19 protein-coding genes are annotated in these 21,310 nt (G+C 40.0%); all 19 read right to left on the minus strand.

The window, feature by feature from the left end:
• Positions 1-4: 4 nt before the first annotated feature.
• Entirely contained in the window at positions 5-1,276 is a 1,272-nt protein-coding gene (gene hisS, locus VRHSUH10_RS03165; RefSeq protein WP_105089415.1) for a histidine--tRNA ligase, read from the minus strand.
• Positions 1,276-2,703: a coproporphyrinogen dehydrogenase HemZ gene (gene hemZ / locus VRHSUH10_RS03170; RefSeq protein WP_105089416.1), complete on the minus strand. Its 1,428-nt coding sequence runs from the start codon at positions 2,701-2,703 to the stop codon at positions 1,276-1,278. Before hemZ ends, hisS begins: the two co-directional genes overlap by 1 nt.
• Complete coding sequence (locus VRHSUH10_RS03175) at positions 2,696-3,187, minus strand: Fur family transcriptional regulator (protein ID WP_105089417.1); 492 nt, start codon at positions 3,185-3,187, stop codon at positions 2,696-2,698. Before VRHSUH10_RS03175 ends, hemZ begins: the two co-directional genes overlap by 8 nt.
• A 41-nt stretch (positions 3,188-3,228) precedes the next feature.
• On the minus strand, positions 3,229-3,864 hold the full coding sequence (locus tag VRHSUH10_RS03180) for an MBL fold metallo-hydrolase (protein ID WP_105089418.1): 636 nt from the start codon (positions 3,862-3,864) through the stop codon (positions 3,229-3,231).
• Positions 3,864-6,104 carry a bifunctional (p)ppGpp synthetase/guanosine-3',5'-bis(diphosphate) 3'-pyrophosphohydrolase gene (locus tag VRHSUH10_RS03185; protein ID WP_105089419.1) on the minus strand — a complete coding sequence of 747 codons (2,241 nt, stop codon included), beginning with the start codon at positions 6,102-6,104 and terminating at the stop codon, positions 3,864-3,866. Before VRHSUH10_RS03185 ends, VRHSUH10_RS03180 begins: the two co-directional genes overlap by 1 nt.
• Positions 6,105-6,115: 11 nt before the next feature.
• Entirely contained in the window at positions 6,116-8,098 is a 1,983-nt protein-coding gene (gene recJ, locus VRHSUH10_RS03190) for a single-stranded-DNA-specific exonuclease RecJ (RefSeq protein ID WP_105089420.1), read from the minus strand.
• Positions 8,099-8,292: 194 nt separating this feature from the next.
• Positions 8,293-9,711: a [FeFe] hydrogenase H-cluster radical SAM maturase HydG gene (gene hydG, locus VRHSUH10_RS03195; protein WP_105089421.1), complete on the minus strand. Its 1,419-nt coding sequence runs from the start codon at positions 9,709-9,711 to the stop codon at positions 8,293-8,295.
• A 327-nt stretch (positions 9,712-10,038) separates the two neighbouring features.
• Positions 10,039-10,323 (minus strand): 50S ribosomal protein L27, encoded by a 285-nt coding sequence (gene rpmA, locus VRHSUH10_RS03200; RefSeq protein WP_004696430.1) that lies wholly within the window; start codon positions 10,321-10,323, stop codon positions 10,039-10,041.
• A gap of 12 nt (positions 10,324-10,335) precedes the next feature.
• A complete protein-coding gene (locus VRHSUH10_RS03205) occupies positions 10,336-10,650 on the minus strand; it encodes a ribosomal-processing cysteine protease Prp (RefSeq protein WP_105089422.1) in 315 nt (104 codons plus the stop codon).
• 2 nt (positions 10,651-10,652) lie between these two features.
• Complete coding sequence (gene rplU, locus VRHSUH10_RS03210; protein WP_004698652.1) at positions 10,653-10,964, minus strand: 50S ribosomal protein L21; 312 nt, start codon at positions 10,962-10,964, stop codon at positions 10,653-10,655.
• 204 nt (positions 10,965-11,168) lie between these two features.
• Positions 11,169-11,744, minus strand: a complete 576-nt coding sequence (locus VRHSUH10_RS03215) for a manganese efflux pump MntP family protein (RefSeq protein ID WP_105089423.1) — start codon at positions 11,742-11,744, stop codon at positions 11,169-11,171.
• Between the two features lie 27 nt (positions 11,745-11,771).
• A complete protein-coding gene (locus VRHSUH10_RS03220; protein WP_105089424.1) occupies positions 11,772-13,199 on the minus strand; it encodes an Rne/Rng family ribonuclease in 1,428 nt (475 codons plus the stop codon).
• A gap of 116 nt (positions 13,200-13,315) precedes the next feature.
• On the minus strand, positions 13,316-14,011 hold the full coding sequence (locus tag VRHSUH10_RS03225) for a TIGR03936 family radical SAM-associated protein (protein WP_105089425.1): 696 nt from the start codon (positions 14,009-14,011) through the stop codon (positions 13,316-13,318).
• Entirely contained in the window at positions 13,983-15,866 is a 1,884-nt protein-coding gene (locus VRHSUH10_RS03230) for a TIGR03960 family B12-binding radical SAM protein (protein WP_105089426.1), read from the minus strand. The genes VRHSUH10_RS03225 and VRHSUH10_RS03230 overlap by 29 nt, the downstream gene beginning before the upstream one ends.
• Before the next feature lie 55 nt (positions 15,867-15,921).
• A complete protein-coding gene (gene rodA / locus VRHSUH10_RS03235) occupies positions 15,922-17,025 on the minus strand; it encodes a rod shape-determining protein RodA (RefSeq protein ID WP_105089427.1) in 1,104 nt (367 codons plus the stop codon).
• Positions 17,026-17,033: 8 nt separating this feature from the next.
• A complete protein-coding gene (locus tag VRHSUH10_RS03240; protein WP_105089428.1) occupies positions 17,034-17,957 on the minus strand; it encodes a P-loop NTPase in 924 nt (307 codons plus the stop codon).
• A 1-nt stretch (position 17,958) separates the two neighbouring features.
• Positions 17,959-19,881, minus strand: a complete 1,923-nt coding sequence (mrdA, locus tag VRHSUH10_RS03245; protein WP_105089429.1) for a penicillin-binding protein 2 — start codon at positions 19,879-19,881, stop codon at positions 17,959-17,961.
• A 23-nt stretch (positions 19,882-19,904) separates the two neighbouring features.
• Positions 19,905-20,396, minus strand: coding sequence for a rod shape-determining protein MreD (gene mreD, locus VRHSUH10_RS03250; RefSeq protein ID WP_105085900.1), 492 nt, complete (start codon positions 20,394-20,396; stop codon positions 19,905-19,907).
• Positions 20,393-21,310 (minus strand): rod shape-determining protein MreC, encoded by a 918-nt coding sequence (gene mreC, locus VRHSUH10_RS03255; protein WP_105089430.1) that lies wholly within the window; start codon positions 21,308-21,310, stop codon positions 20,393-20,395. Before mreC ends, mreD begins: the two co-directional genes overlap by 4 nt.

The following is a 21,310-nucleotide window of genomic DNA, read 5'->3' on the forward strand; positions in this document are numbered from 1 at the left end:
ATTGTCATCCTTTCACCAAAGAAGTTATACGTTCAGAAACTGTATCAAGTGGTACAGTTTCTTGTTCACTAGTTTCCATGAATCGGATTATGGCTTCCCCACGAGCCAATTCATCATCACCCAATATGATAACATATTTTGCATTAATTTTGTTAGCATATTTTAATTGTGCCTTCATACTCTTGCCCTGTCCGTCCATTTCAACGGTTATATATGCATCATGTAATGCTTGGCAAATTTTGAAAGCCTCTACCTTAGCCGCATCACCAAGAGCCACTACAAATGCAGATGGTTCAACAGTTGGTTCAGGCAACAAGTTTTGTTTTTCAAGAGCTAATAGCAAACGCTCCATGCCCATGGCAAAGCCAATGGCTGGCGTATGAGGACCATCAAGTTCCTCTACAAGGCCATCGTAACGACCACCACCTGCAACGGCACTTTGCGCGCCTAATGGAGTGTATTGTACTTCGAATGCTGTCTTTGTGTAATAATCAAGACCACGTACAAGGCGAGGATTTAATGTATATTGCACATTTGCAGCCGTTAAATATGTCTTCAATTCTTCAAAGTGATCATGACACTCTTCACATAAATGTTCGTGAATTTCAGGAGCACCTACGGACAAGGCTTTACATGTTTCATTTTTGCAATCCAAGATACGCAAAGGATTTTTATATAAACGTTCTTGGCAATCACTGCATAATTGTTCTTTTTTAGGTTCAAAAAATTCAATTAATTTTTCACGATATACAGGGCGGCATGTTGGACAACCTACAGAGTTCACCTCTACATTGAGGTCTTTAAGGCCAAAGTCTTTCAACAATTGTACAACCATGCAGATAACTTCACTATCTACAACTGGAGATTGAGAGCCTAGTACCTCTGCACCAAATTGATGGAATTGACGGTAACGACCTGCTTGTGGTTTATCATGACGGAACATAGGTCCCATGTAATACCATTTTGTAAGGCCTTCTTTACCATATACTTTATTTTCTAAGTATGCACGTACAGCAGATGCGGTATTTTCAGGACGCAATGTGAAGCTAGAGCCACCGTCATCGCCTGTAGTAAATGTATACATTTCCTTTTGTACTACATCTGTCGTTTCACCGATACCGCGCAAGAATAATTTAGTATCTTCAAAGGCAGGTGTGCGAATTTCATTGAACCCGTATACTTTACAAATTTCACGCATACGTTGTTCAATATAGTGCCAATTTATCATTTGCTCTGGCAAAAAGTCTTGTGTACCTCTTGGTTTTCTAATAGCCATTACACAACCTCCCAAAATTTCTCACAAATTCTATGTCGTTTCTCTAATAGTGCATCTATTGTTGCGTGGTAAACATCAACATCCTTTGGCATGTGCTGTTTCAATTGACGATATTCAGGGGCGCGCATCCACTTAGATGAGCTGCCGGGCCCCATGGATAGAATACTTTGTCGCTCTTCCATGATCTGAATATTATATTCGCACGCTTTACCGGGCAAGGTATAGCCAATATTCTCTAACTGCCCTCTCATGTATTGTTGGCGATATAGATAATATGGCACATAGCCAGCTGCCTCAAGACGCTCTTTACCATATTGTACCATTTCTGCTACGAGATGTTCCTCAGGAATATCATCTTGCATATTTAAATCATACAATGGGCTACCACGTTTTAATGCTAACGTATGAATTGTAACATTTTCCGGCAAATTTTGACATACGTAATCCATATTCTCTACCATGTTTTGCATCGTTTGATGCGGTAAGCCGGCAATAAAATCCATATTTACAGCAAATGGTGTATTAACTTTTACATATTGTAATAGTTCGTCAATATCTTGCGCACTATGCCCACGCCCTATACGACGCAAAATATCATCTTGCATCGTTTGTGGATTAATACTGATACGATTTACACCAAAATCGAGCATAGATCGTATCTTTCGAGGATTAACAGAATCCGGACGCCCCGCCTCTACAGTAAACTCATGTCCTTCTGGCACTAGTATAGATAACTGTTTTAGGACTTGGTGAAAGTCTTCCTCCCCTAATACCGTCGGTGTACCGCCTCCCATATAGAGGGTATCTACCATTAAGCCGTAAGACTGAGCAATAGCTTTCATATCCTCTATATCACGGCCTAAAGCTGTCAAGAATTGACTTTTATCAGTGTAATCCTGATAGAGCCCATAAGGAAACGAGCAGTACACACAACGCGTATCACAGAAAGGAATGCCACAATAGAGACTCACCTTTTTATGGTCTGTATCAGCTAAAAATGGCCGTTGATACTTACCGATAGCCCCCAACGTTGCAAGCTTTTCCATAGACACAGAAAACTCGTCCCTAATGTGACGAGTTGCTGCGTGGACAGAGCCATATGTATCTATATATTTATGTAGTAGCTTTGTAGGGCGCACACCGACCATAGTCCCCCATGGGGCATCGGCTGGTAAACCTTGATATTCACGCAAATAGCGCAATAAGGCTTGGCCAATTTGACGTCGGCCCATAGAGGAAATATCACCGTCAAAAGTTTTTACGGTCTCCCCAATAGTTACAGTCAAGCGATATAAACCATCTACCTCTATAGCCTCTAGAAGAACCTCTGGATTAACCTTATCAGAGAATAAACCGGCAGCACCACAGTTATGGGCTACTACGGAGCCAAGTGGCAATGGCCCCGTATATAGATATCCATTAAGCATGGTGATGAGCCATACGTTCTAATTTTTCAAGTTCTGCTTCAGTCATATGATTTTGACAATCGCTGCAGTAACCATATACTTTCAATTGATGGTCAATAGTGCGGAAGTTCAATTTCTTAGCGATGATAGACTCTAATGTTTCAAGCATATCGTCTTCGAACTCGGATACTTTACCACATTTTACACAAATCAAATGATGATGGAAATGAGCGAACTCTTCATCATTTAATTCGTAACGGTTACGACCATCGCCGAAATCAAGACGTTTTAACAAATCAAGTTCAGTGAATAGATCAAGTGTTCTGTAAATAGTAGCTAAGCCGATATCAGGAGCTACTTCTTTTACAAGTACATATACGTCTTCAGCACTCAAATGATTTTCATCAGCATCGATGAAGGCTTGTAAAATTGTTTGACGTTGTGTAGTCAATTTGTATTTTTTATCTTTAATGCGTTCTTTTAATTTCTCTAATGTTGTGTTCATGATAACTATCCCCTTTACTTCTTACAAAAGTTTTATAAAACCTACGCCCCAACGAATGGGTTGTATTGTTTTTCATAACCTATATTTGTTTCTGGTCCATGACCAGGATATACCATTGTATTGTCAGGCAATTTATAAAGCTGAGTTTTAATGGATTCCATTAATGTCTCATAAGAGCCATTTGGAAAATCAGTACGACCTACGGAATCTCTAAAGAGAGTATCCCCTACAAATACAAGGCCTTCCATGTAATAACATACCCCACCTGGCGTATGACCCGGTGTTTCAAGTACTTCAAGATTAATAGCACCACAGGTAATGTGGTCACCTTGTTTAACCTCGATAATGTCAGCATTTACCTTGATTGGTGTTGGATTACTATAAGCGCTGAGATTGAGTTCAGGATCTGACAAATACGGTACATCGCCCTTTTGAATATATACAGGCACATGATATATATCTACAATCTCTTGAACGCCACCAATATGGTCGCCATGACCATGGGTTAATAAAATCGCCTTTGGTTTTAAATCATGTTTCTTTAGAGACTCTAATACTTCAGCAGTAGCAGGATCAATAATGAAAGCTTCGCCTACCGCTTTATCTCCAATAACATAGCAGTTAGTCCCTAATGGACCTAATGGCATGCGCATAAGCACTAATTGTTGTTCACTCATTAAGCCCCTCCTTTACTACGCTGTACTGTATATACTTCACGAATACGGCGCAACTTAGTCATAACAAAATCAAGTTGTGAAATATCACGGATATCGACAACTACATTGATACTTACAGTTTTAGTATCTTCTTGAACCTTAGCATTGATGTTTGTAATGGTGATTTTCAATTCTGAAAGTACTGCCATAACCTCCATCAACAGACCATTTCGATCGTATGCTTGAATATCGATACCTACATGGAAGGATTCACCAGAGGAACCATCCCAAGAGACTTCAATCATACGTTCTAAATCTTCTGGCGTATGGCCAAGGCTCGTACAATCGGAGCGATGGACAGATACACCACGACCACGCGTGATGTAACCGATGATATCATCACCAGGAACTGGGCTACAGCATTTCGCCATACGTACCATGACACCAGCTTCCCCTTTTACGAGAACGCCCGTACCATTCTTAGTCGTTTTTGGCCCTTGAGCTTTTAACTTCTCAATGATTTGTTCAGTGCTGTGTTTAGACTCTTCTGCTTCTTTAGATTTTTTATAGAGTTCAATCAACCGTAAGAGAACAGTGCTGACAGGAATGCCACCATAGCCACAAGCGGCAAACATTTCCTCTTCAGTACCAGCTTTCAGTTGTTTTGTAACTTGTTGGAGGCGATTATCACCGATCAATTCTTTCCAACTATAGTTTAATCGTTTTGCTTCTTTTTCAAGCGCTTCTAGGCCTTTTTCAATATTTTCAGCCTTATTTTCACGCTTGAACCAGTTGCGAATTTTGCTCTTACTTTCAGAAGAACCTACGATATTAAGCCAATCAAGACTTGGGCGACCTGTTTTAGATGTAATGATATCTACAATATCGCCATTTTGTAAGGTGTAATCTAGCGGTACAATTTTACCGTTTACCTTAGCCCCTACACAGCGATGACCAACATCAGTATGAACACGGTACGCAAAATCAAGTGGAACCGAACCGATTGGCAATTTAACAACATCGCCTTTTGGTGTGAATACAAATACCTCACCGGAGAAAACGTCTAGTTTTAACGCATTAACCAGTTCTGTTGGATTACTTGTATCTTGCCATTCAAGAACTTGGCGCAACCACGCAACCTTTTGGTCGAAATCCTTATCGCCATTTTTATTGCCTTCTTTATAGCGCCAGTGAGCAGCAACACCATACTCAGATACACGGTGCATTTCCCATGTACGAATTTGGATTTCAACAGGTTGCCCCATGGTACCGATAACCGTTGTATGCAAGGATTGATACATATTCGATTTCGGCATGGAAATATAATCCTTGAAACGATATGGCAATGGTTTCCACAAGCTATGCGCAATACCTAGTACGGCGTAGCAATCTGGAATTGTATCAACGATAACACGAACAGCAAGCAAATCGTAAATTTGAGATAAATCACGGTTGTCCTTTTTCATCTTCTTGTAAATACTGTAGAAGTGTTTTGGACGACCTTTAATATCCGCCTTAATATGAGCTTCCCCTAACGCTTTTGTAAGTTGGCTCATCGTATCATTTACAATGTCCTCACGAGCTTGGCGTTTTTGTTTCATTTGATCTACAAGATCATAATATTTTTCCGGCTCTAAATAGCGGAATGATAAATCTTCTAGTTCCCATTTCACATTGAAGATACCAAGGCGATGTGCTAAAGGAGCAAAGATTTCTAATGTTTCCTTTGCAATACGCTTTTGCTTGTCGCTACGCATATGCTTTAAAGTACGCATATTATGTAAGCGGTCACCTAGTTTAATAACAACGACGCGCACATCCTTCGCCATAGCCAAAATCATCTTCCGATAATTTTCCATTTGGCGATCTTCTTTTGTTTCATATTGGAACTGGTTTAGTTTCGTTACACCATCAACGAGGAAAGCCACCTCAGAGCCAAACATGTTCTCCAAGTCTTCCTTTGAATACGATGTATCTTCCACCACATCATGCATAAGTGCAGCCATAAGCGTAATATGGTCGATTTGTAAGTGTGCCAAAATTTCAGCTACTGCTAGTGGATGCATAATATATGGCTCACCAGAAGCTCTTAATTGACCTTCATGAGCCTTATCAGCAAGTTCAAAAGCCTTCAATACTTGGTTACACTCATCATCTGTTAAATAGGTATGGATATATTCCATAAATTCAGCTAAAGCTTTTTCTTTGTTAAATGTACCTTGTTCCACCAAAGCTTTGCCTTCTTCATTTACAGTTGTCATGGTGTCACCTCCTATACACTATAGGTAAGAAATGTTACGGATGTGACAAGATCTAATTTTCCTTCAACGGCATTCCATCTTAGCATTAATTGACCATCATCACTTGTATATTCTTCTATGATGCCCAACTCCTTAAAAACATCTAAGGATGTAAGGGCACTACGATTATTTTGATCTGCCGGTTTGCGGCGCAAAATTTCTTGTTCCACATGGTAAACCGATTGACTACGACCACGCATAGCTTGTTTTACTATGACATACATTTGTCTAAGCCCTTCTGTTGAAAGTGTAATAGGCTCTTCACTCAACGGTTCAATAGCTTGAATCATAAGCTGTGGAGAAACCATCCCTTGCCATTCATTCTTTTGTAAGGAAAAGGCTACTTTTACCACAGTTCCAACAAATATAGTTTTAAACAAATCGGGACGATTCCAAGCAATAGCATCTAACGTACCACTTGAGGTTTCTAAAATCACCTTACAATGATTTTTTAACTGCCCCATAAGCATAATATCTTGTACCGTTGCTTCCATAACGGCAAAGACCGGCGTACTATTAGCCATACCATAAGGTTCAAGGGCTGATACGCGGTCAATGATATCTACATCGATATCGTCAACGGGTAGTTCCGCATCAATAGCAACGACAGGAATGTATTCTTCCGGTGTTACATGCTCTTTACAATACGCCGTTAATCGGTCTCGTAGTTCATCTATACGACTTGCATCTATACTAAAGCCAGCTGCTGCAGCATGACCACCAAACTGTAGCAACACATCTTCACAGGACTTGAGTGCATCATAGATGTTAAAGCCATCAATACTGCGGCAGGAACCTTTACCAACGCCATCATGAATACTGATGACTAAGGTTGGTTTATAAAACTCCTCAACTAAACGAGAGGCCACAATACCGATAACACCAGGATGCCAGTCTTCACCAGCCACCACCGTTACATAATCCGCTTTATGACCTTGATTAGCCACATCGATGCGAGCAAGTTCATGAATATTCCGCTCCAGTTCTTGGCGTTCACGGTTAGTTTCATTTAATTCCTCTGCAATAGCTTCTGCCGTATCAGCATCATCGGTAACAAGTAACTCAACAGCACGTGTTGCATGAGTTACGCGACCTGCTGCATTAAGGCGAGGTGCCAAAGTAAAACCGATATGTCCAGATGTTATAGTTCGTTCATGGAGGCCCGCCACATCGATAAGCTTTTTAATGCCCAAATTAGGATGACTATTCATCTTCTCTAGGCCTGCTTTTACAATGATGCGGTTCTCACCTACTAACGGTACTACGTCTGCCACAGTACCTAGTGCAACAATATCTAAATCATCTAAATACCATTCACCATATTTTGTGAGCCATAAAGCTTGGCATAATTTAAAGGCAACCCCAACGCCGGACAAGTTTTTATCCTTATAAGGACAATCCTTTTGCTTGTGGTTAATAACAGCCTTAGCCCTCGGAATCATATCTGGTGCCGTATGATGATCGGTAATAATCATATCGATACGATCACGTACAGCCTCTACAATATCGTAAGAACTGATACCGCAGTCTACGGTAATTACTAAAGCTGTTCCCCGTTCTATAAGGTGCTCTAAAGCCTCTAAATTGAGGCCATACCCTTCGCTTTGACGTTCTGGTATGTAATAGGTAACATCGGCACCTAACTTCTTTAAAAATCGATATAGAACAGATGTGGCAGTAATACCATCTACATCATAATCGCCATAAATAACGATTTGTTTATGTTTTTCAATTGTCTCCTGAACTAGCGAAACAGCTACATCCATATCTTTTAATGTGAATGGATCTAACAAATCTGACAAAGAGCCTTGTAAAAACTTCCGCCCTTCGTCAACATCTATGTGGCGATTTACCATTAATTTTGCCACAATAGGATTTACACCAAGTTCACGGATTAAGATATTTTCTTGTTCTTTGTCGCTTGTGGAAATGCGCCAACGTTTTTTCTTAATCATCATATCCCTCAGTAGTTTATAATCAATATTATTATAAATTTTAACGTATTATCATTATCATTTTTATTTATTATACATCAAAAAGCGAATAAAATAAACTATTTTATATATTTTATTCTCATTTAAGCTTTGTCTTTTTCTCAACAAAAAAGAACCTCCTATTATCAATAGGAGGTTCTAGATCAGTGAATTACTTAGAACCGGAAGTCTCGTTCGCCGTCTTTCATCTGTGCAATATAAGCTTTCGCTTTATCTTTAACTAAGTCGTTTTTGATATTTTCTAACTGTTGTTCAATAACCTTAGCGCCATGAGCTTTAGTCTTTTCATCACCATAATCCATGATGTATTCGTTTAATGTCATCAATGCATTTGGTTGGCAACAGTTGTGGATTTGACCGGATTTAGCAAGGGCCATGAATCTGTCCCCTGTTCTACCTGCACGATAGCATGCAGTACAGAAACTTGGTACATATCCAAGGTCTAGTAACCAATCTACAATTTCATCTAATGTACGTGTATCACTGCGATCAAATTGAGCAGAATTATCTTCTGGTTTTTCTTCTTCTTTGTAGCCACCTACGCTAGTACGAGAGCCACCACTAATTTGGGAGATACCTAATGCCAAGCCACGTTCACGCATAGATTGGCTTTCACGGGTGGACATAATCATACCTGTATACGGTGTGGATACGCGAATAAGAGCAACGATTTTCTCAAAGATATCGTCAGGTACAGCATTACTGAAATCATCTACATCGATATCATCAGCTGGACAAATACGAGGTACAGAAATTGTATGTGGACCTACACCAAATACAGCCTCTAAGTGTTCAGCATGCATTAATAAGCCTACAAAATCGTATTTATAGTGTTCTAAACCATATAAAACACCGATGCCTACATCATCAATACCACCTTGCATAGCGCGGTCCATCGCCTCTGTATGGTAGGCGTAGTCGCTCTTAGGGCCTGTTGGATGTAATGCTTCGTAGTTTTCTTTATTGTACGTTTCTTGGAATAATGTATATGTACCAATGCCAGCTTCGTGTAATTTCTTGTAATCCTCAACAGAGCAAGCTGCAATATTTACGTTTACACGGCGAATTTCGCCATTTTTATTTTTAATACCGTAAATAGTTTTAATGGATTCCAAAATATACTCAAGCGGATTATTGAGTGGATCTTCACCAGACTCAATTACAATGCGCTTATGGCCCATCGCTTCTAAAGCGATAACCTCTTCTCTAATTTGGTCTTGAGTCAACTTTTTACGTTTAATATCGCGGTTTTTAGAATGGTAAGGACAATATACACAACCATTAATACAATAGTTAGACAAATATAATGGTGCAAACAGAACGATACGATCACCGTAAATGGCTTTCTTGATTTCTTTTGCTAAAGCATAAAGCTTTTCCTTATATTCAGGCAACGGACATTCTAATAGAACAGCTGCCTCTCTATGGTTTAACCCCTTAAATGTAGCAGCCTTTTCTAAAATAGCATCTAACAACTCCCGATTTTCCTTGTTTTCCTCTGCGTAAGCAAGAGTATCAAGGATTTCCTGATGGGAAATAAATTCCTCCGCCTTTGGAGATTTTACATCATACATAGTACTTACCTCAAATCTTTCTAGTGGCAATGCCACCCCTCTTTAGGTTTATGAAAGTATATGACAACCAGTCTTCTGGTATTTCACTGATACTGTACTTAGTATACCACTATTCCTACTAAAAAACATAGGAATTTGACACACAATAAAAGGTTGCTCCCTCACAAGAGGAAGCAACCTTTCTAGTATGGGTATTTCTAATTCATATCGATTATCTATATCGAATATGATTAAAATGTATATCAGTATTTCCCTTAATTAGATTCGCCTAGAAACGATAAAAAATCCCTAGTGGAAAACCACTAGGGATTAATAGTCATTGTAAAATTAAGCTTCTACAGGGTATACGCTAACTTTACGGTTATAACGACCAGCACGTTCAAATGCTACTTTACCAGGCACAAGTGCGAATAAAGTGTCATCTTTACCGATACCTACGTTAGTACCAGGGTGGAAGTGAGTACCACGTTGACGAACGATGATGTTACCGCTCTTTACGATGGAACCATCATGGCATTTAACACCAAGACGTTTAGATTCACTATCACGACCGTTACGAGTACTGGACACACCTTTTTTATGTGCGAACAATTGCAAATCAAAAGTAAACATTAAGTTCACCTCCTATATTTCGTGTATTTGGACAAACTCTGGATATTGACGGCTAATTTCCTTTAAACCAAGGATCATAGTCCCCAGAATATCCTGTCCACTCTGGTTAATCGTACCAGAGAGAACCATATCACATTGACCTTCGCTATTTGTATACTCCCCTTCTTGCTGAGCAATTTGGGTAAGTCCTAACATTGCCGTTGCCGATAAGGCAGACACTGCAGCACATACGATATCGAAGCCATGATCATCATATCCTGCATGACCGGACATGTGACAACCAATTACTTGACCATCACGATTCCGCTGGATTCCAATGGAAACCATAATTAAGCTTGGATAGATTCAATACGAACTTTTGTGAACGGTTGACGATGGCCTTGACGACGACGGTAGTTGGATTTAGCTTTGTATTTGAATACTAAGATTTTTTTACCTTTACCATGCTCAAGAACTGTACCTGTAACTTTTGCACCGTTTACAAGAGGAGCGCCAACTTTAACGTCGCCGTCATTCACTACAGTCAAAACTTCTTCGAATGTAACGGATTCGTTAGCAGCTGCTTCCAATTTTTCGATAGTAATTACATCGCCTTCAGCAACGCGATATTGTTTACCACCAGTTTTAATAATTGCGTACATGAGAACACCTCCTTGTTATCGAACTCGCTGAATTCGGTATCCCGACCCGAACATCGGTCGGGCGTTTAAACCTGCTTCACGCGGATTGCAAAGTTCAGTAAACCGAACTAATACTGATATAGTATATCGTATTTACCTACCCATGTCAAACAAAATTCACCATAAATAGCTCCGTTTACGATACTTTCATATATATACAAACCTCTAAAATTCTCCGATAATACCGAGGTGTTGTAAAAGTATTTTTGTACCGATGAGGATCAATACACCCCCACCTAATATGTCTGCATATTTTCCTACGAACTGGCCCATAAATTTACCTAGGTACACGCCAACAAGAGAAATACCAAAGGTAATGACCCCTATCATCGTGGAGGCTTCCCATACATTAATAGGTAAAAAAGCAAAGGTCAAGCCTACTGCCATCGCATCAAGGCTAGTTGCGATGGAAAGCATAATCATTTCCCAAGCACCTAAGAATTGCTTCTCATCGTCTTCTTCATCGTCATCACTGAGGCCTTCTCGAATCATAGCAATACCTAAATAGCCAAGAAGTCCAAAGATAATCCAATGATCCCATTCAGATATGACATCGATAAACTGGCGTCCAATGAGCCACCCAATAACAGGCATGAGAAACTGGAATACCCCGAATAAGAATGCTAATGTCATCTTTCGTCCATTTTCCCCTACCGGCATAGATAAACCTTTACCAATAGATACACCAAAGGCATCCATAGCTAGGCCAACACTAATTAATATAATTTCAAATACAGACACTATACTCACCTATAATAAACTACTTACTTATTCTGCTACAGCCATCAAGGAATAGCCTTCACGGCTAATTTGTGGATTTACTACAATAGAAATCTTACGGCCTATAGAGTCGCCTAATTCTTCAAGAACAGCCTTTGTTAAGTATTGAGCAACCTCCGGATGAACTTCGATTTCTAGGTTCGATTTAATTCGCCCCGACTTAAATAACTCACGAATGCGACGAATGATTTGCATATATACAGTTCTGCCCGACAACATGTATCCAGTGCCTCCACATTGAGGACATGTATCAAACATCAAGGTTTGCAAACCTTGACGGGCACGCTTCCGCGTCATTTCTACAAGACCGAGAGAGCTAATACCACATACGACGGTTTTCATCTTATCTAACTTAGCTTGTGCGCTCAATAGTTGTAGCAACTCTTGTTGATGCGACTTATCCTTCATATCGATAAAATCGACGACGATAATGCCACCAATATCTCGTAAGCGCAGTTGACGACAAATTTCTTTTGCCGCCTCTTTATTAACTGTGAAAGCTAAATCTTCTAGCTTATTAGACTTACCTGTGTAATGAGCAGAGTTAACATCAAATACGGTAAGTGCTTCTGTATGATCGATACGGATAGAACCACCGGAAGGTAAATTAATATCACGAGAGATAAGATCCTCTAATTGAGGTTCAATGTGATTGGCTTTAAAAATAGGTGTGCTGCCACGGTGACGTGTCACTTTAATTTGTTGAGATGTTGGGCCATGACCTAATAGATCCAGTAATCGAGATTCCCCCATATCAGAATCTACAATAATCTCTCCTACATTGCGATGCGCATAATCTCGTACAAGGCGGAACCAAAAATCCGCATCACTATAGAGATCAGTACCACTCTTAGCCACCTTAAAGCGCTTCAACACATGTTGCCATGTACGCCATAGATATTCCATATCACGACCGATTTCATCAGCACTAGCCTTAGCGGCTGCCGTACGAATAATAAATCCACAGCCTTCCTGTACATAAGGCGCTGCTAATTCTTGTAATTTAGCACGTACTGCTTCATCAGTAATTTTCTTAGAAATATGCATGCCTTCAGAGTATGGTAAAAGCACCATAAAACGTCCTGCCAAACTCACATCAGCTGTAACGCGAGCTCCTTTGCCAAGCATTTCCTCTTTTACCACTTGTACAAGAATTTGCTGTCCCACAGATAGGCGTGGCAAGATTTTTTGTTCTTTCCCCTGTTGAAGGTTCAAATACGCATTTTGAGAGCCACCAATATCAACAAAGGCAGCTTGCATACCGTTTAACACGTTCTTAACAGTGCCCTTATACATATGATTTGCCATATGGCTCTCATCGGTACGTTCTAACACGAAATCTATTAACTGACCTTCTTCATCGACAACAGCCATGCGAATTTCTTCGCGCATAACATTGACCAAAATTTTATGCATCCTATCCCTCCCTTCGTTCAATATAAAATATATAGGTCTTTTAAAGCACTAAAGCATATATAAACCGCTTAAGATTTATGTAAAGATATTAGTAGTTAAGATGTATATAACGAGTATTAGTAGTTAATTTCCAATGGAGTGTAGCGACCTTCTTCGTTTTCCACCATAATCGCTTTACGATGAATTTCATAGCCACTTGTAATAGGCCAATTATATTGGTCTTTACCAAGGTTCCACACTTCACTAGGTTTAATAGTGCCTTGAGGATAAATACCGATGCCCATTGTAAGAGTAACCATACCATCTTTCACGGATGCAACGATTGGTTCCTTTACAAATTCTTTTACATCAATAATACGAGTTTTCTTTGGTGTTACCTTTTCGTAAGAAATTTCCGGAGCCTCATTAAAAGGTTTTAATAACGCATCCCAATCGGCATTTTCATCCGTTACAGGGCCTGTAACTTCATAGATAGCAAAGTTACAAATAGCCATCATCTTTTTAACCTTGTCAGGCATTTCTTTACCACCTAGTACTTCAAGGCCTGGCGGTGCTACACGATTAAGACGTTCAATAATGGACTCTAAACTATCATCTTCAATGACATCCATATCGATATATTCAGCCGCAGCTGTTACGCCTAAAGCAAGTGCAGAGGAAAAGCTAATCTTCATATGAGGATTAAAACCTTCTGAAAAGGCCATTTTAATCTCAGCGCGACGAATCATACGCTCCACAGCTTGTGCATAATCAAGGTGCGACAAGAATCGTAATTCTTCGCCCTTATTTAAGGCCAAACGTAATTTTTTCAACTCTGCCACCCTCCTTGTAATCAATAATTGCAGTATTTAGCTCTGGACATACATTACAACCTTTACATGGCCCGCGACGGCAATCACTTGTAAGGTTTGCCTCTACCGCTTGTTCCCACTCCCGTTTCAAGAAAGCTTTACTTACAGTGCAATCTAAATGGTCCCAAGGTAATGGTTCATCAAAGTCACGAGTACGTCTTGCAAAATATGCTGGATCCAAACCACAATCAGCGAAGGCTTTCAACCAAGTTTCATAGTTAAAGTACTCAGTCCAACCATCAAATTTACAACCCGCTTCCCATGCTTTCACAAGAACTTTAGATAATCTACGGTCCCCACGAGCAAAAGCAGCCTCCATATAGCCAGTATAGCCATCATGGTAATGGTAGGAAATATTGCGGTTATTGATGAGAGATTTTAAATACCGTTGCTTACGATGGATTTCCTCTACATCTTGTTGACCATACCATTGGTATGGAGAATGTGTTTTTGGTACGAAGAAGGATACACTGACTGTTACAGAACCATTGCGTTTCCCTGTAATATCTCGGTGTAAATCGAGCACCTTGTACGCAAGATCAGCAATGCCTGCCAAGTCTTCGTCTGTCTCAGTTGGAAGGCCCATCATGAAGTACAATTTAACTGTATTCCAACCTGATTTAAAGGCATTTGTACAAGCCGCCAACAAGTCCTCTTCACTAACACCTTTATTGATAACATCGCGCATACGTTGTGTCCCTGCTTCAGGGGCAAAGGTAAGACCACTCTTACGCACTTGTTGAACCTTTTTCGCAATATCGATAGAGAAACTATCAATACGCAAGGATGGCAAGCTTACACTTACTTGTTTATCTTTGAACTCTTCCATGAGCATATCTACTAATTCAGGTAGTTTAGAATAATCCGCAGAGCTCAAGCTCATCAAAGAGATTTCGTTATACCCAGTATTGGCAATCGTATCTTTAGCAATTTGTAACAAACGTTCAGGTGTCTTTTCACGTACAGGACGATATAGCATACCAGCTTGGCAGAAACGACAACCACGTGTACAACCACGGAATAGTTCAAGTACCGCACGGTCATGAACTATATCTAAGAACGGTACAACAGGTTTTGTTGGATAGAAAACATTTTCCACATCTTCTACAATGCGTTTTTCAACAGCTGCAGGCACGTCATCAAAGCGCGGTGTAATGGATTTAAAATCACCTTGCTCTGTATATTCCACATCGTATAGCGCTGGACAATACGTACCAGGAATTTGAGCCACTTTACGCAAGAATGCTTCCTTACCACCTGGGAATCCTTTTGCCTTTTCAGCCTTGTAGAGATCGATAAATTCATCGCCCCATTCTTCAGACTCACCAAGGGAGACAATATCAAAGAAATCTGCAATAGGCTCTACATTAAAGGCACATGGACCACCACAAACGAGTAATGGAAACTCCATATCACGGTCTTTAGCGTACATTGGAATGCCAGCCAAATCGAGCATGTTTAAGATATTAGTGAAGCTCATCTCATATTGAAGTGTAAAAGCTAACACATCAAAATCTTTGATAGGCGTACGAGTTTCCAAAGAGAACAAAGGAATGTTGCGTTTGCGCATTTCCTCTTCCATATCGTGCCACGGAGCAAACACACGTTCTGCTGCTGCATCTTCACGACGGTTTACAAGACCATATAAAATTTTGATGCCCAAATGGCTCATAGCCACTTCGTATACATCTGGAAAAGCTAAAGCCATTGTTACATCAACAGTACTATGATCTTTTACAATACTGTTATATTCGCCGCCCGTATAGCGAGCCGGCTTTTGGACATGTTGTAACCATGACGTATCTAATTGAATCATACATCCTCCGTCTTTTCTGAAAGACTTCTTTCACAATCAATCCTAAAAATAGGGTTTAAAAAATATATTTCGTCCGTTGCATAGCAATATTTAACAAAATACCGATACTCAACATATTGGTAGTCAACGCACTGACACCATAGCTAAGGAATGGTAATGGAATACCTGTAACAGGCATAATACCAATGGTCATGCCTACATTAACGAGCACCTCAAAGGTAAACATGGTAGCAATCCCCGTAGCTAATAACATACCAAAATTATCATTACACATATATGCTACTTTAATGCTCCGATAAATAAGCATAAAGAGCAAGAACAATACAATGATACAACCTACAAAACCAAATTCTTCACCAATCACGGAGAAAATAAAGTCCGTATGGTTTTCTGGTAAGAAGTTCAACTGACTTTGGGTCCCATTAAAGATACCTTTGCCAAAAATCAAACCTGAACCAATGGCAATCTTAGACTGAATAATATGATAACCAGATCCAAAAGGATCAATATCTGGATTTAAAAATACGAGAATACGTTGTTTTTGGTATTCTTTCAGTACAAACCACCCCAAAGGCATCAATAATAAACCAGTGCCGGCAATAATTTTTATGAGTCTTGTTCTAATACCAGAAATAAATAACATACCCACAAAAATAGCAATATACACAAGAGATGTACCTAGGTCAGGCTGTAAGAATACGAGTGCAATAGGTACCCCAACATATAATACAGGCAATATTAATGATTTAAATGTATCTAACTTACCAATACGAGGCTCTAGCATTTTAGCCATGCAAATAATCATGAGCAATTTAGAAAACTCTGATGGCTGAATCGTAATAGGGCCCAATTGAATCCACCGTTGAGCCCCCAATGCAGAGGTACCAACGGCCATAACGGCAATTAACATCAAAAGAGTAATGCCATAAATGATATTACCCCAGTCCTTTAGGCGATGATAGTTAAGAAACTGCATGCCTATCACAACGGCTACATTAGCTAAGAAAAATATAAGTTGTTTTACTACTAAACTACCAAAGCCAATAGGCTCTTGATTAACATGGGTTGCACTGCCAATGGCTGCTAAACCGATACAAACAAGTAAGAAAGTACATATGATAATAGCCCAGTCGCTATCGTTCCATAGTTTCCGCCACATCATATCACCTATTTCAATTTACGACGGCGCCACAAGCTTTGCTTACCTTGCACTAATAAGCGCTGAGTAGTCCAACCGCCGCGATTAATATAGAGAACATTATTCGAGTCTTCAAAGATAGACTCACCAGCTGTAGCAAGTGTAGGTGTACCTTGTTTTTCTGTAGCAGCCTTTTTCTTCGCTACATAGTCATCAAATTGCTTTTGTACATCATAATCTTCCCAGCAATCCCCAGTTACAACATAGTCTACAAGAGGTGCTAATACATTGCGGAATTCATGAGAAGCAAGCTCTAACAGATGTCCATCTTGTGTATAGGTTAACACATCTTCATCATAAGGAATCATAGCCCCTACATATTCGGCGCGAAGAACTTCTAGCATATTGTATAAGTCTATGTCTTCCCCATCTGTAGGTACTGCATTAAATACAATAGCAAAATCGCGAATATTATGTTCCTCACACACTTGAATCATGCGCGCTCCATTACGTAAGGATACCCACAACGGATGTGTTACAACAATACAGCGATTTACCAAGTCTAAAATAGACTCTATGCCCTTACCAATACCGGCTGGAGCATCAATCAAAATATAGTCATATACATCACAAAGTCGACGGACTAATTTCTTATACTTCTTACGACCTATATCTTCCCAGCGCGCACTTTGACTAGCCGGTAAGAAATCTAGATTTTCTGCAATTGTTACAATAGCATCGTCTGTATATTCTTTATCTTCACTCGCATCTAGTGCATCATAGATGATTTCATCTGCTACACCTAACACAAGATCCAAATCGCGCAATCCAAAGTCCCCATCACAGAGCAATACGCGGTGCCCTGCATGACTTAAGGCTGCACCCAAGCATGCAGTGACAGTCGTTTTACCTACGCCACCCTTGCCGGATACAACACCAATGATTTCGCCCATACTAATCCTTTCTTGGTTGCCCACTAGTTACTGCCTTCTCCGGTTTTTGACCATTCGTCGTATTGCCTACAGTGGCAGCATCTTTATTACTTTTAGTATTTGTATCATTCGTTTTTTTATTCAACGGTACATTGAAATATGCAGCTAACACATCTCGTACGATTGGGCCTGCAGAACCGGCACCAAAGCTACCTTGTTCAACGAGTGCAACCACAACAATTTGCGGTTTATCATATGGTGCATAGGCTACGAACCAGCCATGATCTCGGCCATGTGCGTTTTCCGCAGTACCAGTTTTACCCGCTACATTTATAGGGAATCCTTTAAATAAATCCCCTGCTGTACCGCCCTCATTCGTTACATCACGCAAGCCTTCTCTAATGAGATCCATAATATTTTTAGGAACTGGTAGAATTCCTAATTTATCAGGTCCAAAAATTTCTTTTGGCGTGCCATCTTTATTATCGATGCGGCTTACCACATACGGTCTATATTTAATACCTCCATTAGCCACTTCACTGAGCATTACAGCCATTTGTAATGGCGTAACCAATGTGAAAGATTGACCAATTGCAGCATCAAAGGTTTCCCCTAAGTACCAATCTTCATCATATACTTTTCGTTTGTACTCAGGGCTTGCCATAATACCAGCAGCCTCACCCGGTAAATTAATACCAGTCTTTTCACCAATGCCAAAATACGCAGCATATTTATCGAGATTTTCTATGCCTACACGATTACCCATTTCATAGAAGTAAACGTTATCTGACTTAGCAAGCGCTCTATTAAAATTAAGCCATCCTAATGCTTCACCTTCTGCATTTCGTTTATCAATCAACCAGTGTTTACCACTGTCAAAGATCATCTCTTCAGGAGTAACCTTTTTAAGATCTAATGCGGCCGTACCAGTAATAATCTTAAACGGTGAACCTGGAGGATATTCACCAGAAATAACCTTATTATCAAAAGGATGGTTTTTATCAGTATTTAACTGATTCCATTGAGCTGTTGTAATCCCCTTAGCAAACCAGTTTGGATTGAACTCAGGAGCGCTGACCATAGCTAAAATAGCCCCTGTATTAGGATCCATAGCCACCACTGCAGCCCCTTGTGCGGGAATACCTTGAGCACGCAACTGATTAAGCTGATTTTTAACGGCCTCTTCAGCAGCCTTTTGAAGATTTACATCGATAGTTAAATGAATATTAGCACCAGGTACTGTATGTTTTCTATCGACCTCAGCTACGGGACGACCTGTAGCATCTACTTCAACTTGCTTACCACCATCGGTACCACGCAAGATAGAATCATATAATTTTTCAAGGCCAGAACGACCTAAAATAGTACCACCACTTACGAGTGTATTAGGATCTTGTTGTTTTAACTCTTCTAATTCGTCTTCACTCACTTCACCAACATAACCGAATAGTTGAGAAGCCATCGTTTCATATGGATAGTATCGAAGTGGCTCCACATCAATCGTTACCCCCGGCAATTCATGTCGATGCTCTTCAATGGTTGTTACTACGTCCATTGAAATATCATTAGCGATACGTATTGGCTCATAGCCATACTTATGATCATTAACCTTCTTTGTAATATCTTCAGGCTTCATTTTTAATAAAGCTGCTAATTTAGCAACTTCACCATCATCCAAAGCCTTCCCTGTAGGCATGATAGATATTGTATAAGCAGGTCTAGAGCCTACAAGAATTTGACCATTGCGATCATACATAATACCTCGTGCCGCAGTCATCGGTACCATACGCAGACGGTTACCTTCCGCCTTAGCTTGATAATACCCGCCAGCCAAGATTTGTAGCATAAATAAACGCAATGCTAATACGATGAATATGCCCGCTACAATGTAAAAGAGTACATCAAAGCGACTCGTTTTTCTTCGTTTATAGAGGCTTTCAAGCACTCTTTCACCCCCTTACCAAATTATTACCAAATATAATCTTGTTGTTCATCCTTACGCCACAACAATCCATGTACGATAGCAGCCAATACGCCGTTCCAAAACAGTACAGGTATAACCATATGCCACATATATAAACCAATATGCAAATCCCCACCACTAGCCAAAATCATAAGGCTACGGATAAAACCATCCAGCAAGGTACATATAGCTACGATAGCACTAGACCAATACCAACGTTCTTCATATAGTCTATGTTTTACAGCGGATAATAGGTAAACCACAAGAACGTAAGGGAATAAATGGAGCCCAAAGAAATTAGATATCAATACATCATGAACGATACCACCTATAACAGCGGCCATTATCCCCATACGACGCCCTTTAAAAAGAGTAACCATAACAATGATGGTCAAGATTAAATTGGGTAACCAATTCGTATGAAAAATAGCAGGCAATAATTGAGCCTGTATAAAATAAATTAAAAATCCACAGAGGACTAAAGCTAGACGCGTCATGGTTTAACGGCCCCCTTTGCCCCTTCTACTTGATCTCGTTGTGTTTGAGGTACAAGCTTAGGCTCAAGGCCTGGTTTTTGTGGTGCACTAACAGAAGATGATGTAAGAACAAACACCTCTTCCAGACGGTAAAAGTCTACACTAGGTGTGATAACGGCATTCTTAACAAAGCCTTCTGTATCATTTTCGATAGACTGTACATTGCCAACAGGCAATCCTTTTGGATAGATACCACCGTACCCAGAGGTTATTAATTTATCCCCTACTAATACATCGCCATCACGAGCAATATTTACCATTGATGGTGTACGAGGTGAATCTCCATCGCCCTTTACAACACCAGATAAACGCGATTCAGGACGCTGTACGATAACACCAATTGCACTACGCGGGTCAAGAATAGTTTGCACACGAGAGGAATGAGGATATACATCGGTAATAAAACCAACTACCCCACTTGGTACAACGACAGCCATATTAACGGCCATCCCATCTTCACTACCCTTATCGATAGTGAAAGTATTTGTCCATGTACCGTAATCCTTTGTAATAATGCCAGCCAATGTCATGGAAAATTCCGGATGACTACTCTTATAGTTAAGAAGCTGACGAAGTCGAATATTTTCTGCCACTACCTCATCATAGTTAACTACCTTTTGTTCTAATGCGGCTTTACGAGATGCTTCCTCATCACTTTCAATAGTTGCAGAAATAGCATTGTTGAGCACTGTGAAGCCTGTTTGCACACCATCAAGTAAACGAGCAGAGCCATAAGCAAATGGTGTTGTAATGCCTTCAAGAGTAACAGTAACAAAAGGGATACTAGTTCGTTGTTTCCATGCAAATCCGAGCAAAGCCAATAGGATACAGCTAATGACAACGACGATAATTAACTTTTTATCTGACTGTATCAT

Origin of the sequence: Veillonella sp. T11011-6 (assembly GCF_002959755.1) — a bacterium.
GTDB lineage: Bacteria > Bacillota > Negativicutes > Veillonellales > Veillonellaceae > Veillonella.